This is a genomic window from Alcaligenes sp. SJTW-7 (assembly GCF_047716895.1).
Taxonomy (GTDB): Bacteria; Pseudomonadota; Gammaproteobacteria; order Burkholderiales; family Burkholderiaceae_B; genus Alcaligenes; species Alcaligenes ammonioxydans.
Genome location: NZ_CP136682.1, coordinates 265,787 through 281,810 on the forward strand (window position 1 = coordinate 265,787; position 16,024 = coordinate 281,810).

18 protein-coding genes are annotated in these 16,024 nt (G+C 56.1%); 8 read left to right on the top strand and 10 right to left on the bottom strand.

All coding sequences use genetic code 11. The features are described 5' to 3' along the window. Window positions 1-11: 11 nt before the first annotated feature. A complete protein-coding gene (locus tag RSQ48_RS01160) occupies window positions 12-815 on the bottom strand; it encodes a putative hydro-lyase (RefSeq protein ID WP_240209205.1) in 804 nt (267 codons plus the stop codon). Between the two features lie 98 nt (window positions 816-913). Beyond that, window positions 914-1,813, bottom strand: coding sequence for a LysR family transcriptional regulator (locus RSQ48_RS01165; RefSeq protein ID WP_240209206.1), 900 nt, complete (start codon window positions 1,811-1,813; stop codon window positions 914-916). A gap of 124 nt (window positions 1,814-1,937) precedes the next feature. Here RSQ48_RS01165 and waaC point away from each other — a divergent pair, with 124 nt between their 5' ends. Both waaC and RSQ48_RS01175 read left to right on the top strand, forming a co-directional pair. Continuing rightward, window positions 1,938-2,939, top strand: a complete 1,002-nt coding sequence (gene waaC / locus RSQ48_RS01170; protein ID WP_039944030.1) for a lipopolysaccharide heptosyltransferase I — start codon at window positions 1,938-1,940, stop codon at window positions 2,937-2,939. Between the two features lie 182 nt (window positions 2,940-3,121). Continuing rightward, window positions 3,122-4,447 (top strand): 3-deoxy-D-manno-octulosonic acid transferase, encoded by a 1,326-nt coding sequence (locus RSQ48_RS01175; RefSeq protein WP_059318349.1) that lies wholly within the window; start codon window positions 3,122-3,124, stop codon window positions 4,445-4,447. 157 nt (window positions 4,448-4,604) lie between these two features. Here the strand turns inward: RSQ48_RS01175 and RSQ48_RS01180 are convergent, their stop codons facing one another. From RSQ48_RS01180 to RSQ48_RS01200, 5 genes are all read right to left on the bottom strand, one after another. Further along, complete coding sequence (locus RSQ48_RS01180; protein ID WP_026483779.1) at window positions 4,605-4,814, bottom strand: cold-shock protein; 210 nt, start codon at window positions 4,812-4,814, stop codon at window positions 4,605-4,607. A gap of 254 nt (window positions 4,815-5,068) precedes the next feature. Continuing rightward, the gene (galU, locus tag RSQ48_RS01185) at window positions 5,069-5,899 is read right to left on the bottom strand and encodes a UTP--glucose-1-phosphate uridylyltransferase GalU (RefSeq protein WP_003804800.1); all 831 of its coding nucleotides are present in this window, start codon (window positions 5,897-5,899) and stop codon (window positions 5,069-5,071) included. 18 nt (window positions 5,900-5,917) lie between these two features. Further along, entirely contained in the window at window positions 5,918-6,094 is a 177-nt protein-coding gene (locus tag RSQ48_RS01190) for a hypothetical protein (protein WP_003804797.1), read from the bottom strand. 141 nt (window positions 6,095-6,235) lie between these two features. Next, complete coding sequence (locus RSQ48_RS01195; protein ID WP_240209207.1) at window positions 6,236-7,072, bottom strand: type III pantothenate kinase; 837 nt, start codon at window positions 7,070-7,072, stop codon at window positions 6,236-6,238. Between the two features lie 38 nt (window positions 7,073-7,110). Next, window positions 7,111-7,980: a biotin--[acetyl-CoA-carboxylase] ligase gene (locus RSQ48_RS01200; RefSeq protein WP_240209208.1), complete on the bottom strand. Its 870-nt coding sequence runs from the start codon at window positions 7,978-7,980 to the stop codon at window positions 7,111-7,113. Between the two features lie 57 nt (window positions 7,981-8,037). Here RSQ48_RS01200 and RSQ48_RS01205 point away from each other — a divergent pair, with 57 nt between their 5' ends. The 5 genes from RSQ48_RS01205 to lipB all read left to right on the top strand — a co-directional run bounded on the left by RSQ48_RS01205 (window position 8,038) and on the right by lipB (window position 11,889). After that, window positions 8,038-8,688, top strand: coding sequence for an alpha/beta hydrolase (locus tag RSQ48_RS01205; protein ID WP_039944040.1), 651 nt, complete (start codon window positions 8,038-8,040; stop codon window positions 8,686-8,688). 125 nt (window positions 8,689-8,813) lie between these two features. Continuing rightward, window positions 8,814-10,043: a D-alanyl-D-alanine carboxypeptidase family protein gene (locus RSQ48_RS01210; protein ID WP_207307392.1), complete on the top strand. Its 1,230-nt coding sequence runs from the start codon at window positions 8,814-8,816 to the stop codon at window positions 10,041-10,043. Window positions 10,044-10,067: 24 nt separating this feature from the next. After that, entirely contained in the window at window positions 10,068-10,940 is an 873-nt protein-coding gene (locus RSQ48_RS01215; protein WP_240209209.1) for a D-amino acid aminotransferase, read from the top strand. Further along, the gene (locus tag RSQ48_RS01220; RefSeq protein ID WP_003804783.1) at window positions 10,937-11,209 is read left to right on the top strand and encodes a DUF493 family protein; all 273 of its coding nucleotides are present in this window, start codon (window positions 10,937-10,939) and stop codon (window positions 11,207-11,209) included. The genes RSQ48_RS01215 and RSQ48_RS01220 overlap by 4 nt, the downstream gene beginning before the upstream one ends. Window positions 11,210-11,226: 17 nt before the next feature. Further along, entirely contained in the window at window positions 11,227-11,889 is a 663-nt protein-coding gene (gene lipB, locus RSQ48_RS01225; RefSeq protein ID WP_003804782.1) for a lipoyl(octanoyl) transferase LipB, read from the top strand. Between the two features lie 78 nt (window positions 11,890-11,967). On the opposite strand, the gene RSQ48_RS01230 is transcribed toward lipB, so the two are convergent. Further along, window positions 11,968-12,759, bottom strand: a complete 792-nt coding sequence (locus tag RSQ48_RS01230; RefSeq protein ID WP_240209210.1) for an enoyl-CoA hydratase — start codon at window positions 12,757-12,759, stop codon at window positions 11,968-11,970. A gap of 202 nt (window positions 12,760-12,961) precedes the next feature. Here RSQ48_RS01230 and lipA point away from each other — a divergent pair, with 202 nt between their 5' ends. Continuing rightward, window positions 12,962-13,966, top strand: coding sequence for a lipoyl synthase (gene lipA, locus RSQ48_RS01235; protein WP_003804777.1), 1,005 nt, complete (start codon window positions 12,962-12,964; stop codon window positions 13,964-13,966). Window positions 13,967-14,202: 236 nt separating this feature from the next. Here the strand turns inward: lipA and RSQ48_RS01240 are convergent, their stop codons facing one another. Together RSQ48_RS01240 and RSQ48_RS01245 are read right to left on the bottom strand one after the other, a co-directional pair. Further along, the gene (locus RSQ48_RS01240) at window positions 14,203-14,538 is read right to left on the bottom strand and encodes a hypothetical protein (RefSeq protein ID WP_240209211.1); all 336 of its coding nucleotides are present in this window, start codon (window positions 14,536-14,538) and stop codon (window positions 14,203-14,205) included. 30 nt (window positions 14,539-14,568) lie between these two features. Beyond that, on the bottom strand, window positions 14,569-15,306 hold the full coding sequence (locus tag RSQ48_RS01245) for a uracil-DNA glycosylase (protein WP_415302364.1): 738 nt from the start codon (window positions 15,304-15,306) through the stop codon (window positions 14,569-14,571). Between the last annotated feature and the right edge of the window lie 718 nt (window positions 15,307-16,024).

Consider the following 16,024-nt stretch of genomic DNA (forward strand, 5'->3'; position numbering starts at 1 on the left):
CGGTCCAATTTTTAAAGCGCGGCCAGCCGTGTGTTGGGCAAGTCGGTAATCAACATATGGCCAGGGGCATGCGTGATGCAAAACTGCGGCTTGGCCTGGGCGGCGACGGCTTGGGGAGTAACGCCGCAGGCCCAGAAAACGGGTAATTCGTCAGGACCGACTGGCACAGCATCACCATAGTCGGGCTTTTGCAGGTCGCCGATTCCGATCAGGGACGGATCGCCAATATGTACCGGAGCGCCGTGTACCGATGGAAAGCGCGAGGTGATCTGAATGGCGCGGATGGCATCGGCAGCACGCATGGGCCGCATCGATACTACCAGCGGGCCGGACAGGCGCGTCGTACCTTGAGTCTGGATGGAGCTGCGATACATGGGCACGTTCACCCCCGCACTGATGTGGCGCACATCAATTCCGTCGGCCAGCAGGGCCTCTTCAAACGAAAAGGAGCAGCCGATCAGAAAGGACACTAGATCCTCGCGCCAGACTTCGGTAATGCTCAGTGGCTCGGCTCCGAGCTCGCCATTTTGCCAGATGCGGTAACGGGGGAAGTCCGTGCGCAGATCAATCGTGCCACCCAGGGTCGGGACCTGAAATTGACCGGGTTCGGTCACGGCCAACAACGGGCAGGGCTTGGGGTTGCGCTGACAAAACAGCAAAAACTCGTCGGCCCACTCTTTGGGAAGAATCATCAGGTTGGCCTGCACATAGCCTGCGGCCAGTCCTGCAGTGGGACCAGTATGGATTTGTTGACGGATCAGCTCGCGCCACTTCTGGGCCTCGGGCGCTAGCACAGGCAGGGTTTGCAGGTTCATGATGACCACTCGCACAAAGGGGGTTGATCACAGCCTCGGATTGCAACCGATCAGATAATTTGTGTCCAATCGTATGTTTGAATCCTAGGCCATAACGATTACTTATCGGTCTGCATGTATTGTTGGGCGATTTCTTGTGCGTGATTGGCGACGACGCGAGCAATATGACTGTCGGGCGAGTCCATCCAGCAGGCAAAAAATTCGATGTCCGGAAGGGACTGATCGACCTTCAAAAGTCGCAGTTTTCCCTCGGAAAGCTCGTCTTTTATGACCGCTGGGGCCAGCACGCTGGGGCCCATGGCATGACGTGTCATTTGCACGATGGTGCTCAGGGATGCACTGCCAAAAATACGGGGTGATTTGACGCCGGCACGCAGCAATGCTTCGCGTGTGGCCAGGTACGGAACGCTCCCGGACGGATAGGTGATTACAGGGTAAACCCCTAGCTCGGAAACGCTGATTTTGCGGCCGTGCAGCTTCAGGGTCGGGCTGGCGACCCAGCCCAACTGATACGCACATAAGCGGATGCATTGTTCTTTAGGGTCTTGGCCAACGCCCACAATCATGGCCATATCAATCTGGAAACTGGCCAGTTGCTGGCGCAGCACGCTCGTGGTGTCGACGTGGATCTCGATGACCAGGGCCGGGTACTCCTGGTGCAGCTTGTCGATCAGCTCATGTAGCCAGGTCTGCACAATGGTTTCAGCCACCCCTAGGCGTAGCAGCCCGCGGATGGCATTTTGTTCTTTGGCAGCGCGCAGCATTTCGGTGCGCAGATCCAGCATGCGCTGTGCATGTGACAGTAGCTCCTGGCCTTTGTCTGTCAGTTTGATGCCCCGGGCGCCCCGATCAAACAAACGCAGTTCCAGACTGGATTCCAGTCCGGCGATGCGCTGAGAAATAGATGGTTGGGTCGTGTTGAGCTTTTCGGCAGCCGCCCGGAAACCGCCAAGTTCGGCAACCCATACAAAGGCTTCGATCTGTTTGAGATCAATCATGTTTCCGGTCCTGAAAATAGGCAGTTCTATTATGCCTGATGGCGGTTGCGGCACAGAACAAGAGCAGATGGATATTTTTATGCATCTTTGATGGATTGGACGCGGCCACCACTATAATTCGCCCATGACTTGCAAGATATTGATTGTGCGTACGTCCTCATTGGGAGATCTGGTTCATATGTTGCCAGCAATCTCGGACATTGCACGCCATGTGCCCGGTGCACAAATTGACTGGCTTGTAGAAGAGAGCTTTGCCCAGATTCCGGGCTGGCATCCGGCGGTAAACGACGTCATTCCCGTGGCGCATCGGCGCTGGCGCAAGCAATGGTGGTCTGCCCAGACGCGTCAGGAGCGCGCTGCCTTGCGTGAGCAACTGCAATCGCGCCAGTACGATGTTGTCCTCGATATGCAGGCCCTGATGAAATCCATTTGGCTGGTCAGGCAGACCAAGGGGCGCCGACATGGCTTGGATTGGAAGTCGGCCCGGGAACCCCTTGCCTCGCTTTTCTATGATGTGCGCCATCGAGTCGCCTTCTGGCAGCCTGCCGTGCTTCGTCAGCGAACATTGGCAGCCTCCGCCTTTGGCTACCAGTTTGACGGAGCGCCGGATTTCGGTTTGCAGGCTCTGGCGGCGCAGGCCCCCAAGGACGGTGATCCCTATGCCATCATCATGCCCTCGGCCAGTCGCGACGATAAGCTGTGGGACCCCGAGAACTGGCAACAGGTGTTCGATCGCCTCCAGGAGGAGGGGATGGCTTTGCGCCTGCTGGCTGGCAGCCCTGCCGAGTCCGAACGTGCCCAAACTCTGATCGCTGGCCGCAGCCAGGCCCAGGTCATGCCACGTATGGAGCTGACGCCGATCGCCTTGCAATTGGCCGGGGCGCAAATCATGGTGGGGCTGGACAGTGGCCTGACGCATTTGTCGGCCGGTTTGGGCCGCCCCACGATCGGTATCTATAAAGCCTCCACACCTGTGCGCACGCCTTTGGAAGGTTCGGCTTATACCGCCAGTCTGGGAGAGCGAGGTCATCCTCCCTCCGCGGAAACGGTACTCTGTGCCATCGATCAGGCGTTGGGACGTACGACCGCGCCCCAGGGCGCTTTGCTGGATACGCAAAAAAACTAGTTTGACCTGGATGGCCAATTTGTTTTTTGAGAGCCGGCTTTGTGCTTACAATACGCGGTGCCAAAGGGTCTGCGGCCCTGTTTGAGGGCAGGTTTTTCTGCCTCGCACCGTTTTCTGTAGTTTTTCGGTAGCACCCCAAGCCGGGTCGGGTGGTTGCTGATTTCATAACGAGGCCAAAACGGGTGAACCGATTCTTTTATACCGCCTCCATACGCATTCTGGCTCCAGCCTTGATGGCCTGGATGGGTCTGCGTGCTCGTCGCGCCGGTGGGCAATGGCAAGTGTTGTCAGGCCCCCGTTTTGGTTTTTACGGTTCTGCGCCCACCCTTGAAAAAGCGCCTGTATGGGTGCATGCGGTCAGCCTGGGCGAAACACGGGCCGCGCAGCCCTTGATCCGGGCCTTGCTCGATCAGGGTGAAACGGTCCTGCTGACACACATGACCGTGACGGGCCGTGAAGAAGGGGCAAACGCGTTTGCGGCTGAAATTGCCAGCGGGCAGTTGGTGCAGCAATGGTTGCCTTATGACTTCCCCGGCTCGGTACGGCGCTTCTTTGCCCACTACCGGCCGTGTGCCGGTGTGCTGATCGAACGCGAGGTGTGGCCCAATCTGCTGGCCGCTGCGCGTCGGCAGGGTGTTCCCATGATGCTGGCCAGTGCTCGCTTTTCAGAAAGCGCCCTGCGCACCAGCCTGAAAGCTGGCTCAGTCATGCGCGAGGCATATCGATCTTTTCAGCTGATTTACGCGCAGAGCCTGGCTGATGCCCAGCGTCTGGAGCTGGCTGGGGCCCAAGGGGTCCGGGTATCGGGAAACCTGAAGTTTGACGTCGTATTGCCGCAGGAGAAAATTGCGCGTGGTCGAGGTTTTGCCAGTGACCTGGGCCGCCGCGTGGTGGTCATTGCCAGTACGCGCGAGACCGAGCATATGGATTTTATTGATGCGATCGCGCATTATTTGCGTCGTGAGCGTAAACAGGGCAGCGAATTGCACAGTCCCGTTCTGTTTGTCGTGGTGCCGCGACATCCTGAACGCTTTGACGAGGCTGCCGACTACTTGAATCAACGGGGGCTGCGCGCAGTGCGTCGCAGTGAACTGTTGAAACAGGGCGATACCAGCACCAGTGCGGTTGAGGCGTGTCGCGAGGTCGACGTGCTGCTGGGCGATACGCTGGGCGAAATGCACTGGTACTACGGCATGGCCCGGGTGGCGATTGTCGCGGGCAGTTTTCAACCTTTGGGTGGTCAAAACTTTATTGAAGCCTGCGCAGTGGGGGTGCCTGTCATTGTGGGGCCTCATACGCATAATTTTGCCCAGGCCATGCAAGATGCCATGCAGGCGGGTGCCGCCATTCGGGCCAGTACCCCCGCCCTGGCTTTGCAGCAGGCGGTAGAGCTGGTGGATGATCCCGCGCGCCATCACAAAATGGCAGATGCAGGCTTACATTGGGTTCAGATGCATGAGGGCGCAGTGCAACGCGTACTTTCGGGACTGGCTCAGATTCGCGATTAAATACCGGCTTGCTTATTAGCTAATAAGTATTCGGTTTTGACTGGCGCTGGAGTTTGTGGCGATTTGTAGACAGCTTGACCTGATCTGGAACAAGTTGAATAAAAAAAGCCCGCATGACGCGGGCTTTTTTGAGTTCTAAAAACTGATCGAGATCGATTTACAGTTTTTGGATGCTCTTAGCTTGTGGGCCTTTTTGGCCTTCGGCCGACACGTACGAAACGCGCTGGTTTTCTTCCAAGGATTTAAAGCCTGTGCCCAAGATGTCGGAATGGTGAACGAAAAGATCTTTGCCACCGTTGTCGGGGGAGATAAAGCCGTAGCCTTTTTCGTTATTGAACCATTTCACGATACCGGTTTCTGTTTGCATTTCCTGCATTCCCTAAAAATGACGAGCAATCTGCTCAAAAAAGATTGTCAAGATGTAAAAATCAGGGCAATGAGTATTAGAAACAATACCGTATTGAACAAACTTCGACGAACTTGAAATCCTGCACTGCCAATCGTAGGGGGTATTTAGCCTGTAAGTCAAGCTAAATCGCCCTTTGCGTGGTTTTTCAGGCAGTGTTTGAACAACAATTACAACCAAGCTTGTTATGCGTGCGGACCCCTCTGCGCCCCTCGTTAAAGTCCGTGGTATTTACGACCAAATTCAAGCGTAGCATGAAAGAATCCTGATTTGCTACCACAGTCGTAACGTGTGCCTTCATATTCATAGGCATATACCGCACGACTTTTCAAAAGGCTGGCAATTCCGTCCGTTAATTGAATCTCTCCGCCCACCCCTGCTTGAGTGCGTCGCAGGTGGTCAAAGATTTCCGGTTCCAATACATAACGGCCCACAACGGCTTGCGTAGAAGGAGCCACTTCCGGTGCTGGTTTTTCAACGATTCCATTAAGTCGGGTGGCTTTGGAATCGATTAAGTCGCCGGAAACTATTCCATATTTATTTGTTTCATTTTTATTTACATTTTGAGTGGCAACAATACTGCCATTGTATTGATGGGCCGCTTCAACCAGTTGTCGTGATACCGGGGTATTGGCGTCGATCAGGTCGTCCGCCAGCAGAACCAGGAAGGGTTCGTTGCCCACAATGGGTGCGGCGCACAGAACCGCATGTCCCAGACCCAGCGCGCGCGGCTGGCGGGTATATATACAGCTGACATGGCTGGGAATAATATTTTGGACCGCATCCAGCAGTTCCAGCTTGTTTTTGCCGGCCAGTTCCTGTTCCAGCTCTGGGATGCTGTCAAAGTGATCTTCAATGGCCCGCTTATTGCGGCCGGTGATGAAGATCAATTCGGTGACCCCGGCGGCAATGGCTTCCTCGACCGCATACTGAATGAGGGGTTTGTCGACGATTGGCAACATTTCCTTGGGCATGGCCTTGGTGGCAGGCAGAAAACGTGTGCCTAGACCGGCGACGGGGAAAACAGCTTTGCGTATAGGTTTCATAGTGTCGGCAATCGAGGATCAAGGGGAAGCGGGCGCCGGATGGGCCGGGGTTCCAAGTTGAATGGCATCTTGATTGCGCTGCGAGAACTGACGAGGCTCGCGGCCTTGCTCACTGGGGGGCGTGCCAAAAAAGCCTTGTCCAAAGGCCAGCAGGGCGACGTTCGCCACCAGGATCAGTATGAAAAGCAGTCGCATCGTCGATGCCCGGAAAAAAAAATACAGTTCAGCCCGGCATTGTAAGGGCAGGGCAGTTTAAGTTCATCCGTTTTAATGCCAAACGTATCCAGGGGTCACGCGGGCGAACGTGGGCCATCCCGTCGCGGCCTTTCAAGCCGTTCAATTTCGGCAGGCAAAAAGGGCCAGCCCGCGCAAGGCAGGGGTATCCAGCTCATAGAGGGTCGGCGGAGCGATCGCTATCAAGCGGCAGTGGTGATGGAGCTGTTCGGACAATTCCTGCTGTGCCAATGCCCGGCCGCCTCCGGCCAGAAAGATCAGAGGGCTGTGCCCCAGATGCTGGCGTCCCTTTTCCCATTGGCGCAACACCGCACCAGCTTGCGCGGCTGCAACGCCCGTGCTGATTGCCGACTGTGTGTTGCGTGGAAAAGCGGCGGTTTGTCCGTGTGCCTGCGGCAACTGTGCCGTATTTTGCTTGAGGGAGGCCAGCATCAGGCTGGGGCCCGGCAGAATGGAGCCGCCCAGAAAATGGCGTATTCCGTTTTGCGCGGGGCCTAGAAGATCGATGGTTGTGGCAGTCCCAAAGCTGATCAGTAAAGCGCCCTGCTCGTCAGGGTGTTCCTGGGCCAGTAAGTCGCTCAGGCCCAGCAAAGCGGCCCAGCGGTCTGCACCTAATTGACTGGCTTGCTCATAATCGTTGTGCAGGCCAAAAACCTGTTCCTGGGCCTGTAGCCAGCGCACCGGGCCCAAACCCAGACGGCGTACGGCGGCATCAATCTGCGCCTGAACCTGGGGGCCTGCCACATTCACGCCGAGTGCCTGCACGCCTTTTTGGTTGGCAAACGCCTGCAGCGGAGCGTGAGCGGCTTCCAGCCAGCTTGCCAACTGATCTAGCTGGTCCGCATGCAGGCTTACCGCCTGGTCCTCGCGCACGCCGGTTAAAGGATGACACCACCCCAGTTTGATGCGGGTATTGCCAGAATCGATAAGCAGGGTCATACCGGGTCGTCAGAGCTAAAAGAATGCCAGTATAGCGATCAACGTTGGGCGCGAACGGAAACTTCGCCTACGGTAACCGCACGTTCCGAGCCATCGGGGTGGCGCAACAGCAGTTGCCCGGAGGTGTTGATGCCTGTCACGATGCCGGTATGCAGGATGTGGCCATTGTCGATGATATGGACTTGTTGCCCAATAAGGGCATCGACCTGTGCATAACGAGCGGGCAAGTCAGCAAAGCCATGGGCCGTGACATGATTCAGGCTCAGATACAGACTCTGGGCAACCTTGGCAACGATATCCGAGCAACGCGTCAGCGAAGCCTGGCGCGACTGTTCGGCAATGCTGGTCCAGTCGGCAACAGCTCGCTGGGTGTTCAGGCTAAGGGTGGCGGCTTCACGCAGATTCAATCCAATGCCGATAATCACCACATGATGGTCGTTGGAGCTGGGGGCGGCGCTAGCTCGGGTGGCCTCGACCAGGATGCCGGATAGTTTGGCTTGATCCCACAGCACATCATTGGGCCATTTCATGGCCAGTCGATTGCGCAGCGCAGGCTCCAGAAACTGGCGAAGTGCCTCGGTCGTGGCCAGGCCGGACAACGGCGAGAGTGTGGGCAGTTGGCGTGCGGGTAAAAAAATGTCGAAGGCACAGGAAAACATCAGGTTGGCGCCTACGCTGTTTTCCCAGGTGCGTCCCGCCCGCCCGCGGCCACGGCTTTGCAGATGCGCGCCCAATAACCAGGGACGTACTCGCGGGCCTGCCTCTTGGCGAGCCAGGGCGAGCAGATCCGCGTTTGTCGATTCGGTCGAGTCTACCCAGCGGATCTGAGGAAAATGAGGCAGGCGCGTGCGCAGCTCCGCCACCATGTCGCGAGGGCTGGGTAAGGTGAATGCAGAAGAGGTATTCATGACAATCCGGTACACTGGATGAGTTAAACGTAATCTTATGTGATATTTGATCTGAGCATGTCTGAACGCGTAGATACCATCCAGTTTTCCGGCCAGGCCGGGGTGATTGACTGTGCTCTGGATTGGCCAGCCGGCGAGCCCAAGGGTTGGGCCTTGCTGCTACATCCTCACCCCTTGCATGGGGGAGCCCGCAATAACAAAGTCGTGACTACCCTGTCGCGCAGTGCTACTCAGCATGGCTTGCTGGCGGTACGCCCTGATTTCCGTGGTGTGGGCAAGTCCGCCGGGGAGTTTGATAGCAGCCGTGGAGAGACGGCCGACATGCTGGCCTTGATCGAGCAGTTTCCGGCTCATTTCCCACAGTGGAACTCAGGCCCATTCATGCTGGCTGGCTTTTCGTTTGGCACCGCTGTCGCCGCCCAGGTCTATGCCAGCCTGAAAGATGCCCAGGCACCCTTGCCTCCTGTATTCATCTTGACGGGCACGGCCGTCAATCGCTTTCGTTTCCGGGAAGTCAGTCCTCCTGCCGATACCCTGTTGGTGCACGGGGAAACCGACGATGTTGTTCCCTTGTCCGAGGGCATGGACTTTGCGCGCGAGCACCAGTTGCCCATGGTCGTACTACCTGAGGCTGGGCATTTTTTTCATGGCAAGCTGATTCAGTTGCGCGAACTGATTAGCCGACATTTGGCTGCGTTTGGAACCTAAGTCGGATTTTGCTTTCAAATCGTTGCGTTTTCCTGCTCAGACTCAGGGGTCCTGCCCCTCACAGGCCCATATGGCTCTGCCATAATGGGCTCTTTCCGCCACTGTCAAAGCAATCGATTTTTTCCATGACTTCTATTCAAAAATTTGCATCTCCAGTCCTTTCTCGTTGTGTGGTGGCCCTTGCCTTGGCACTGCCTATGGTGGCACAGGCACAGACGCAAACACCGGCTCCAGCCGAATCCACGCAAGTGCTCGGCGCCCAGACGCCTGCCTTGCCGGGTGACTTGTCCGTGGTGCCTGCACCCAGTCTGACAGCGCGTGCCTGGTTGTCCATGGACGTCAATAGTGGACAGATCATCGCGGCAGAAGGACTCAATGAACAGGTGGAGCCCGCTTCCCTGACCAAGCTGATGACAGCCTATCTGGTCTTTGATGCCTTGGAGACAGGCCGCCTGAAGCTGGACCAGAACGTCGTGATCTCTGACAAGGCCTGGCGTACCGAAGGCTCGCGCATGTTTGTCAAAGTCAATTCGCAAGTGTCGGTGAACGATCTGCTGCAAGGTGTGATCGTGCAGTCGGGTAACGATGCCTCGGTGGCGTTGGCCGAAGCCGTTGCGGGTAGCGAAGGCGCCTTTGCCGCCCTGATGAACGAAGAGGCGGCCAAACTGGGTTTGACCGCGACACATTTCAAGAACTCCACCGGCTTGCCTGATCCCGAGCACCTGACATCGGTGCGCGATCTGGGTGTGTTGTCCGCAGCGCTGGTCGCCCGCTTTCCCCAGTACCTGCATTACTACAGCCAAAAAGAATACACCTACAACAACATCAAGCAGCCCAACCGCAACCGTCTGCTTTGGCTGGACAATACGGTGGATGGACTAAAAACCGGCCATACCCAGTCAGCGGGTTACTGCCTGGTGTCTACGGCCCTGCGTGATGGCCGCCGTGTCGTCTCGGTGGTCGTGGGGACGGCCAACGATGCAGCTCGTACAGAAAATAGTCTGAAGCTGTTGAACTGGAGCTTCCAGAACTTTGAAACGGTCAAGCTGTACGACGCCAATAACCCGGCGGTCACCGCCCGCGTGTGGGAAGGCGAAGTCGAGAACGTAGGTTTGGGTACAGCCCAGCCCTTGTGGCTGACGGTTCCTCGTGGCAAGTCCTCGGAAATCAAACCGGTTGCCAACTACACCCAGCCCTTGCTGGCCCCGTTGAGCAAGGGAGACAAGGTCGGTACACTGACTTTGTCCCTGGATGGCAAGGTATTGGCTGAGCAGCCTTTGCTGGTGCTGGAAGATGTGCCCGAGGCAGGTTTTTTCGGACGTATGGCCGACAAAGTGCGCTTGATGTTTGAGTAACCCTTTGGTGCGAGACTAAACCCTATGATTGCAGGCATTGACCCCGATAGCATTGTTTACCTGAATGGCGATTTCGTGCGCTTGGGTGAGGCCAAGATTTCGGTACTGGATCGAGGTTTCATCTTTGGCGACGGTATCTACGATGTCGTGCCTGCTTACCATGGCAAACCCTTTCGTATTGATGGGCATCTGGGGCGTCTGGAGCGCAGCCTGGCGAAAGTGGGGATTCACAATCCCTTTAGCCGCCGTGAATGGGAAAAGCTGGTGCTGGATATGCTGGCCCGCTCGGGCCGGGGCGCTGACTGCATGGTCTACATTCAAGTGACCCGTGGCGTTGCCAAGCGTGATCATGCCTTTCCGGACCATGTGTCACCCAGTATTTTCATCATGGTCTCGCCTTTCAAGCGTGTGCAGCAAGAGCGCGAGACGGGTTTGAAGGCTGTGGCCATTGACGATGAGCGCTGGTTGCGTTGCGATATAAAATCTACTTCGTTGCTGGGTAATGTGTTGGCTAAGCAGCAAGCTGTCCAGGCGGGTGTGGACGAGGTCATTCAGTTCAGAGATGGTTTTCTGACAGAGGGGGCTTCCTGCAATATCTGGATCGTGCGCGATGGCACCTTGCTGGCCCCCATGCGCAACAACCTGATCCTGGAAGGGGTGCGCTACAGTTTGATGGAGGAGCTTGCCGCTCAGGCAGGCATTGCTTTCCAGGCACGGCAGATCTTACGCGCAGAGGTCGACACTGCCGACGAAATTTTGATGACGTCAGCGACCAAAGAGGTGCTGCCCATCGTTGTATTTAATGGTCAGCCCGTCGGTGACGGGCTACCCGGCCCTGTCTTTGCCAAATTGCGCGAAGGCTATGACAAGGCCATCAAGGCTGCGGAGCAAGCATGACAATTTCACCCGAAGAATCATTAATTGAATATCCCAGTGACTTTCCTATCAAAGTCATGGGCCAGACCCACGACACCCTGCAAGACGAATTGCTGGCCATTGTTCTGGAGCACGACCCCGACTTTGACGCCGCCACCATTGAAGTGCGGCCCAGCAAGGCGGGCAATTACACTGGCCTGACTTTTACCGTGCGGGCCGTCTCGCGTGAGCAGTTGGATAATCTCTATCGTGCCCTGCACGCGCATCATCTTGTGCGCGTGGTGATGTAATCAGGGACCCGGCGTTCATGTCCGACTCTGTTCGTATTAAATGGTTTGAGCGGCCTAGCGCCTATGAGCCCATCTGGCAGGCGATGCGCGCTTTTACCGAATTGCGCGGGCCGGACACGCCGGATGAAATCTGGCTTGTGGAGCACACCCCCGTTTACACCCAGGGGCAGGCCGGCAAGCCGGAGCATTTGCTCAATGCGGGTGGTATACCCGTGGTGCAAACCGACCGGGGCGGACAGATTACCTACCACGGCCCGGGTCAGCTGATGGTGTATTGTCTGTTTGACCTTCGCCGGGCAGGGCTGTACGTCAAAGAATATGTGCGTCTCCTGGAAGAGGCGGTAATGGCCTGTCTGAGCCATTTTGGGGTCGAGGGTGCCTGCTGCAAACCGGGTGCGCCTGGGGTGTACGTGCCGCAAGCGCGATGCAAGACCGAGCTGGCCAAGATCTCCGCGCTGGGCGTCAAAATCCGTAATGGCCGTTCTTACCATGGCCTTGCCTTGAATATAGGGATGGATCTCAAGCCGTTTGGCGGTATCAATCCCTGTGGCTATGAAGGGCTGCAGACCACGGATATCGCGTCGCAGGGTGTGGAGGTCTCCTGGGAGCAGGCGGCACAGTATCTGGCTGATTATCTGGCCCAGGCGATCACGTCGCGGGCAACGGCCACGGTTGCTTAGTGCGCGGTGACACAAGAGCACCGTTTCCCGTTACGGTGCTGTGTTCTCTTTAACCTTTATTTCAGGTCAAGCGTCACCTCAGGTGCCGCTCCATTGCGGCATGCGTTTGCTGATAAAAGCGTCAATGCCTTCGCAAGCATCATTGCTCATCATGTTGTCGGCCATGACCTGGCCTGCGTAATCGTAGGCATGTTCGATAGCCAGGCTGCGCTGGCGATAGAACATGGCTTTGCCGGCCCGCACGGCGACCGGACTTTTTGCCATGATGCTGTCGGCCAGTCGTTGTACCGTTTGATCCAACTGATCTTCGGGGACTGCATAGTTGATCAACCCCAGCTCTTGAGCCCGCTGAGCACTGATGAATTCGCCCGTCATCAGCATTTCCATGGCGGCCTTGGGGGGTATGCAGCGTGACAGGGCAACGGCAGGGGTGGAGCAGAACAGGCCAACGTTAATGCCGGACACGGCAAAGCGGGTGGATTCGGAGGCAACAGCCAGGTCGCAGGTTGCAACTAGCTGACAGCCGGCGGCGGTGGCTAGCCCTTGCACACGGGCAATCACCGGTACGGGCAGGGCCAGCACACTTTGCATGACGCGACTGCAACGGCTGAACAGCTCTTGGTAATAGTCGTGTTCAGGTTTGGCGCGCATTTGCTTCAGATCATGCCCCGCGCAAAAAGCGTTACCTTCGGCCTGGATGATGACGCATTGCAGACTGGGTTCCCGGCCCAGTGTGTCCAGAATGTGTTGTAACGAGTTCAGCACTTCTTCGGACAGCGCGTTGTACTGTGCGGGTCGGTTCAAGGTGATGCGGGCCAGTCCCCCCTGTTGCTCAAGCAGGACAGGATCGGCAGGGTGCTCGTGTGACATGCAAGTCTCCGTACTTATAGTATTTGCAGGTTCTATTCTCGGGTGTTGCTGCATTCCTAAGTCGACCTCTATATTAGGGGGGTCTGGTACAAACTATCGCCCTTGTTCTAGGCGCTTGTAAAGCGAAGGGGCTACAATTGACCACTGCGCCCATCGTTGAGTGATGATGTTGTTCGCACGCTGTTTTTCTATTTAGACGCCTATGACCACCCCTACCGATCCATCCGTCGATTCCAAACCTACTGTGCGCCCTCGCGTTGTTGAGTATGACGCCACGCAAAAGCAGAAAGCCGAGGCCAAGACCTCGCGCATTCCCATCAAGGTCGTGCAGGCAGAGCGTTTGAAAAAGCCTGACTGGATTCGGGTGAAAGCGGCTGCGCCGAACTCCCGTTTCTACGAGATCAAGGAAACCCTGCGCGAACACAAGTTGTTTTCGGTGTGTGAGGAAGCATCCTGTCCCAATATCGGGGAATGTTTTGGCAAGGGCACAGCGACGTTCATGATCATGGGCGACAAATGCACCCGCCGTTGTCCCTTCTGTGATGTGGGTCATGGCCGCCCTGATCCTCTGGATGAGAACGAGCCCGCCAATCTGGCCAAGGCGATTGGGGCCATGAAGTTGTCCTACGTGGTAATTACCTCTGTGGACCGTGATGACTTACGTGATGGTGGCGCGGCTCACTTTGTGGAATGTATCCGCCAGGTGCGCGAGCATTCTCCTTCCACGACCATCGAAGTGTTGGTGCCCGACTTTCGCGCACGTCTGGACCGAGCCTTGGGCATCCTGAATGCCTGCCCGCCGGATGTCATGAACCATAATCTTGAAACCGTTCCTCGTTTGTACAAGCAGGCGCGTCCTGGTTCGGACTATCACCATTCCTTGAAGCTGTTGCAAGAGTTCAAGAAGCTGCATCCCAACATTCCGACTAAATCGGGTCTGATGGTGGGCCTGGGTGAAACCAACGAAGAGATTTTGGAAGTGATGCGCGATATGCGTGCTCACGATATTGATATGCTGACCATTGGTCAGTATCTGCAGCCCTCGGGTCACCACTTGCCCGTGATGCGTTATGTGACGCCCGATGAGTTCTTGATGTTTGAACGTGAGGCCTATGCAATGGGCTTTACCCATGCCGCCGTGGGCGCCATGGTGCGTTCGTCCTATCACGCCGATCAGCAGGCACATGCTGCAGGTGTGCAGCCTTGAAATCCCAGTGGGCGGGTTGAAATGCAATCCGGCTAAGAGAAGAAGAAACCCGGCTTCGGTGCCGGGTTTTTTTTGCCCTTCCGACCTTGCCATGCCCATGAGGGCCACTGGCGCATCGGCGCTGAGTGTAGGAGCGGGCAAATGGGGGCGCGCCAGCGGGGGCGGAGCTGCGGTCAGCTTGCTCGGCATTGTTCAAGCCCTCTGTGCCAGTGAGGGCAGGGCCGGCGCAGCAGTCCTTATGTCGTTTGGTCCTGGATCAGAGCCTTTGCAGATAAGGCCTCTATATAAGGCTCCAGTGCCTCATCGTAGTCTTCGACGCCTAAATACCAGGCTGTCAGACCGGTGCTGTCTTGCTTGAGATCCGTCCAGCAGAATAAAGAACGGTCAAAGGAGTCCTTGATGGTTTCGTTCACGAATGTGAACAACTCATCCAGCAAGGGCAAGGTGCTCAGCGGAACGGCAAAGCGAGTTTCCCCCTGGAACTGCCAGCTATATTGTTCGAGCAGTTCGTTTGACCATTGGGCATGCTGCTCTTGAGAGCTTAGTTCGGGATTGGCAGGGCTTAAAGGCATGGTTTTGTATAGGGTAAAGGGAAGGGATGGTCAGGCACCAGTGGCAAACCATTGGATAGGCGTGGCACCTTGCTGTGTGAGCCACTCATTGGCTAGTCGAAAATGACCGCAGCCAATAAATGGGACCGGTGGGCGACGCGCAGCCAAAGGGGAGGGATGATTGGCTTTCAGAATCAGATGGGGGCATTGAGCCTGTTGCTGGATCAATGCCTCTTTGGCCTGGGCATGAGCACCCCACAACATATACACAATAGGGCGTGTACTTTGCTGGGCCAGGTTCATCAGTAAAGCGTCGGTAATTTGTTCCCAGCCTTTCTTGGCGTGAGAGGCAGGCAAGCCATCCTCGACGGTTAGGGATGTGTTCAAGAGCAACACGCCTTGTCGGCCCCAGTTGCTCAGATCATGGCTGGGCGGGAGAGGGGGCTGGGGATACTCCAGTTCCAGCTCTTTGAAGATATTGCGCAGACTAGGTGGTGCAGGGCAGGTGTCCGGAACCGAAAACGACAGTCCCTGGGCTTGATCGGGGCCGTGGTAAGGGTCCTGACCCAGAATCACGACGCTGACCTTTTGTAGTGGTAGCAGCTCCAAAGCACGGAACGGGGCGGCGGGATAAATGACGGCACCGTCCTGGCATTCCTTGTCCAGCCACTTGGCTAATGTTGCCAGTATGTTCTGTAGCTCTGGCTGATCCAGGGTGGCGCGCCAGTCAGCGGGAAGGCGGGCGACCTGATCGAGAATGTTCTCGGTCAGGAGATTATTGGATAGCATTTCCTCGCCAATCAGGCTGAGCTGTGTCGTGGGGGCTTGAGAAGATGAGCGTGCCATACAGAGTCTGCATGCAAAGTTAGTTGTCTGCTTATTGTAATAGGGGAGCGTCGACCGACCTATCAGCTTGGATGCCGCTTTCCTTCTCTATATAGAGGGGCATGTTGAATCGAAGCGAGAAGGACGGCATGTCGCCTCTATATATAGAGGCGAGGGTTGTGATGCTACAGAAGGAGGTCCAACTTCCTTCCCGGCAAGCGCGTCAACGTTATAAGTGCTCCCCCCTAAGAGTGCTTGTCACGCGGGTGGGTTTCCATCTGGTCTACCAACCTACCTATCCCTATCCTTGTCCCTGTCTATCCATCTATCTATCGGTCTGTCTGTGTGTCTGTCTGTCTGTCTGTCTGTCTGTCTGTCTGTCGGCGAGAGCTTTTTAAGATAGGAAGCTGATGGACGAGCTTAGAAAGGGAGTGCAGAGCAAAAAACCATGAGCTTGGGGGCTCTTCTACAGGCCATATCGATGGTTTCACCTCAGGTTCTCAAGTTTGGGGCATTCTCCACGTCTGGATGGTCAGTTTTGTATTGTTTTGTTTCATTTTAGATTGTTCATATTTAACAAAGGTTTAGTGTATAAATTGATGGCTTGACGCTGATTTCCATGAAATAGTTAGGTGAAAAACTTGCAAAGCCAAATTTCATCGTGCTATAGTTCTTTTCTCGC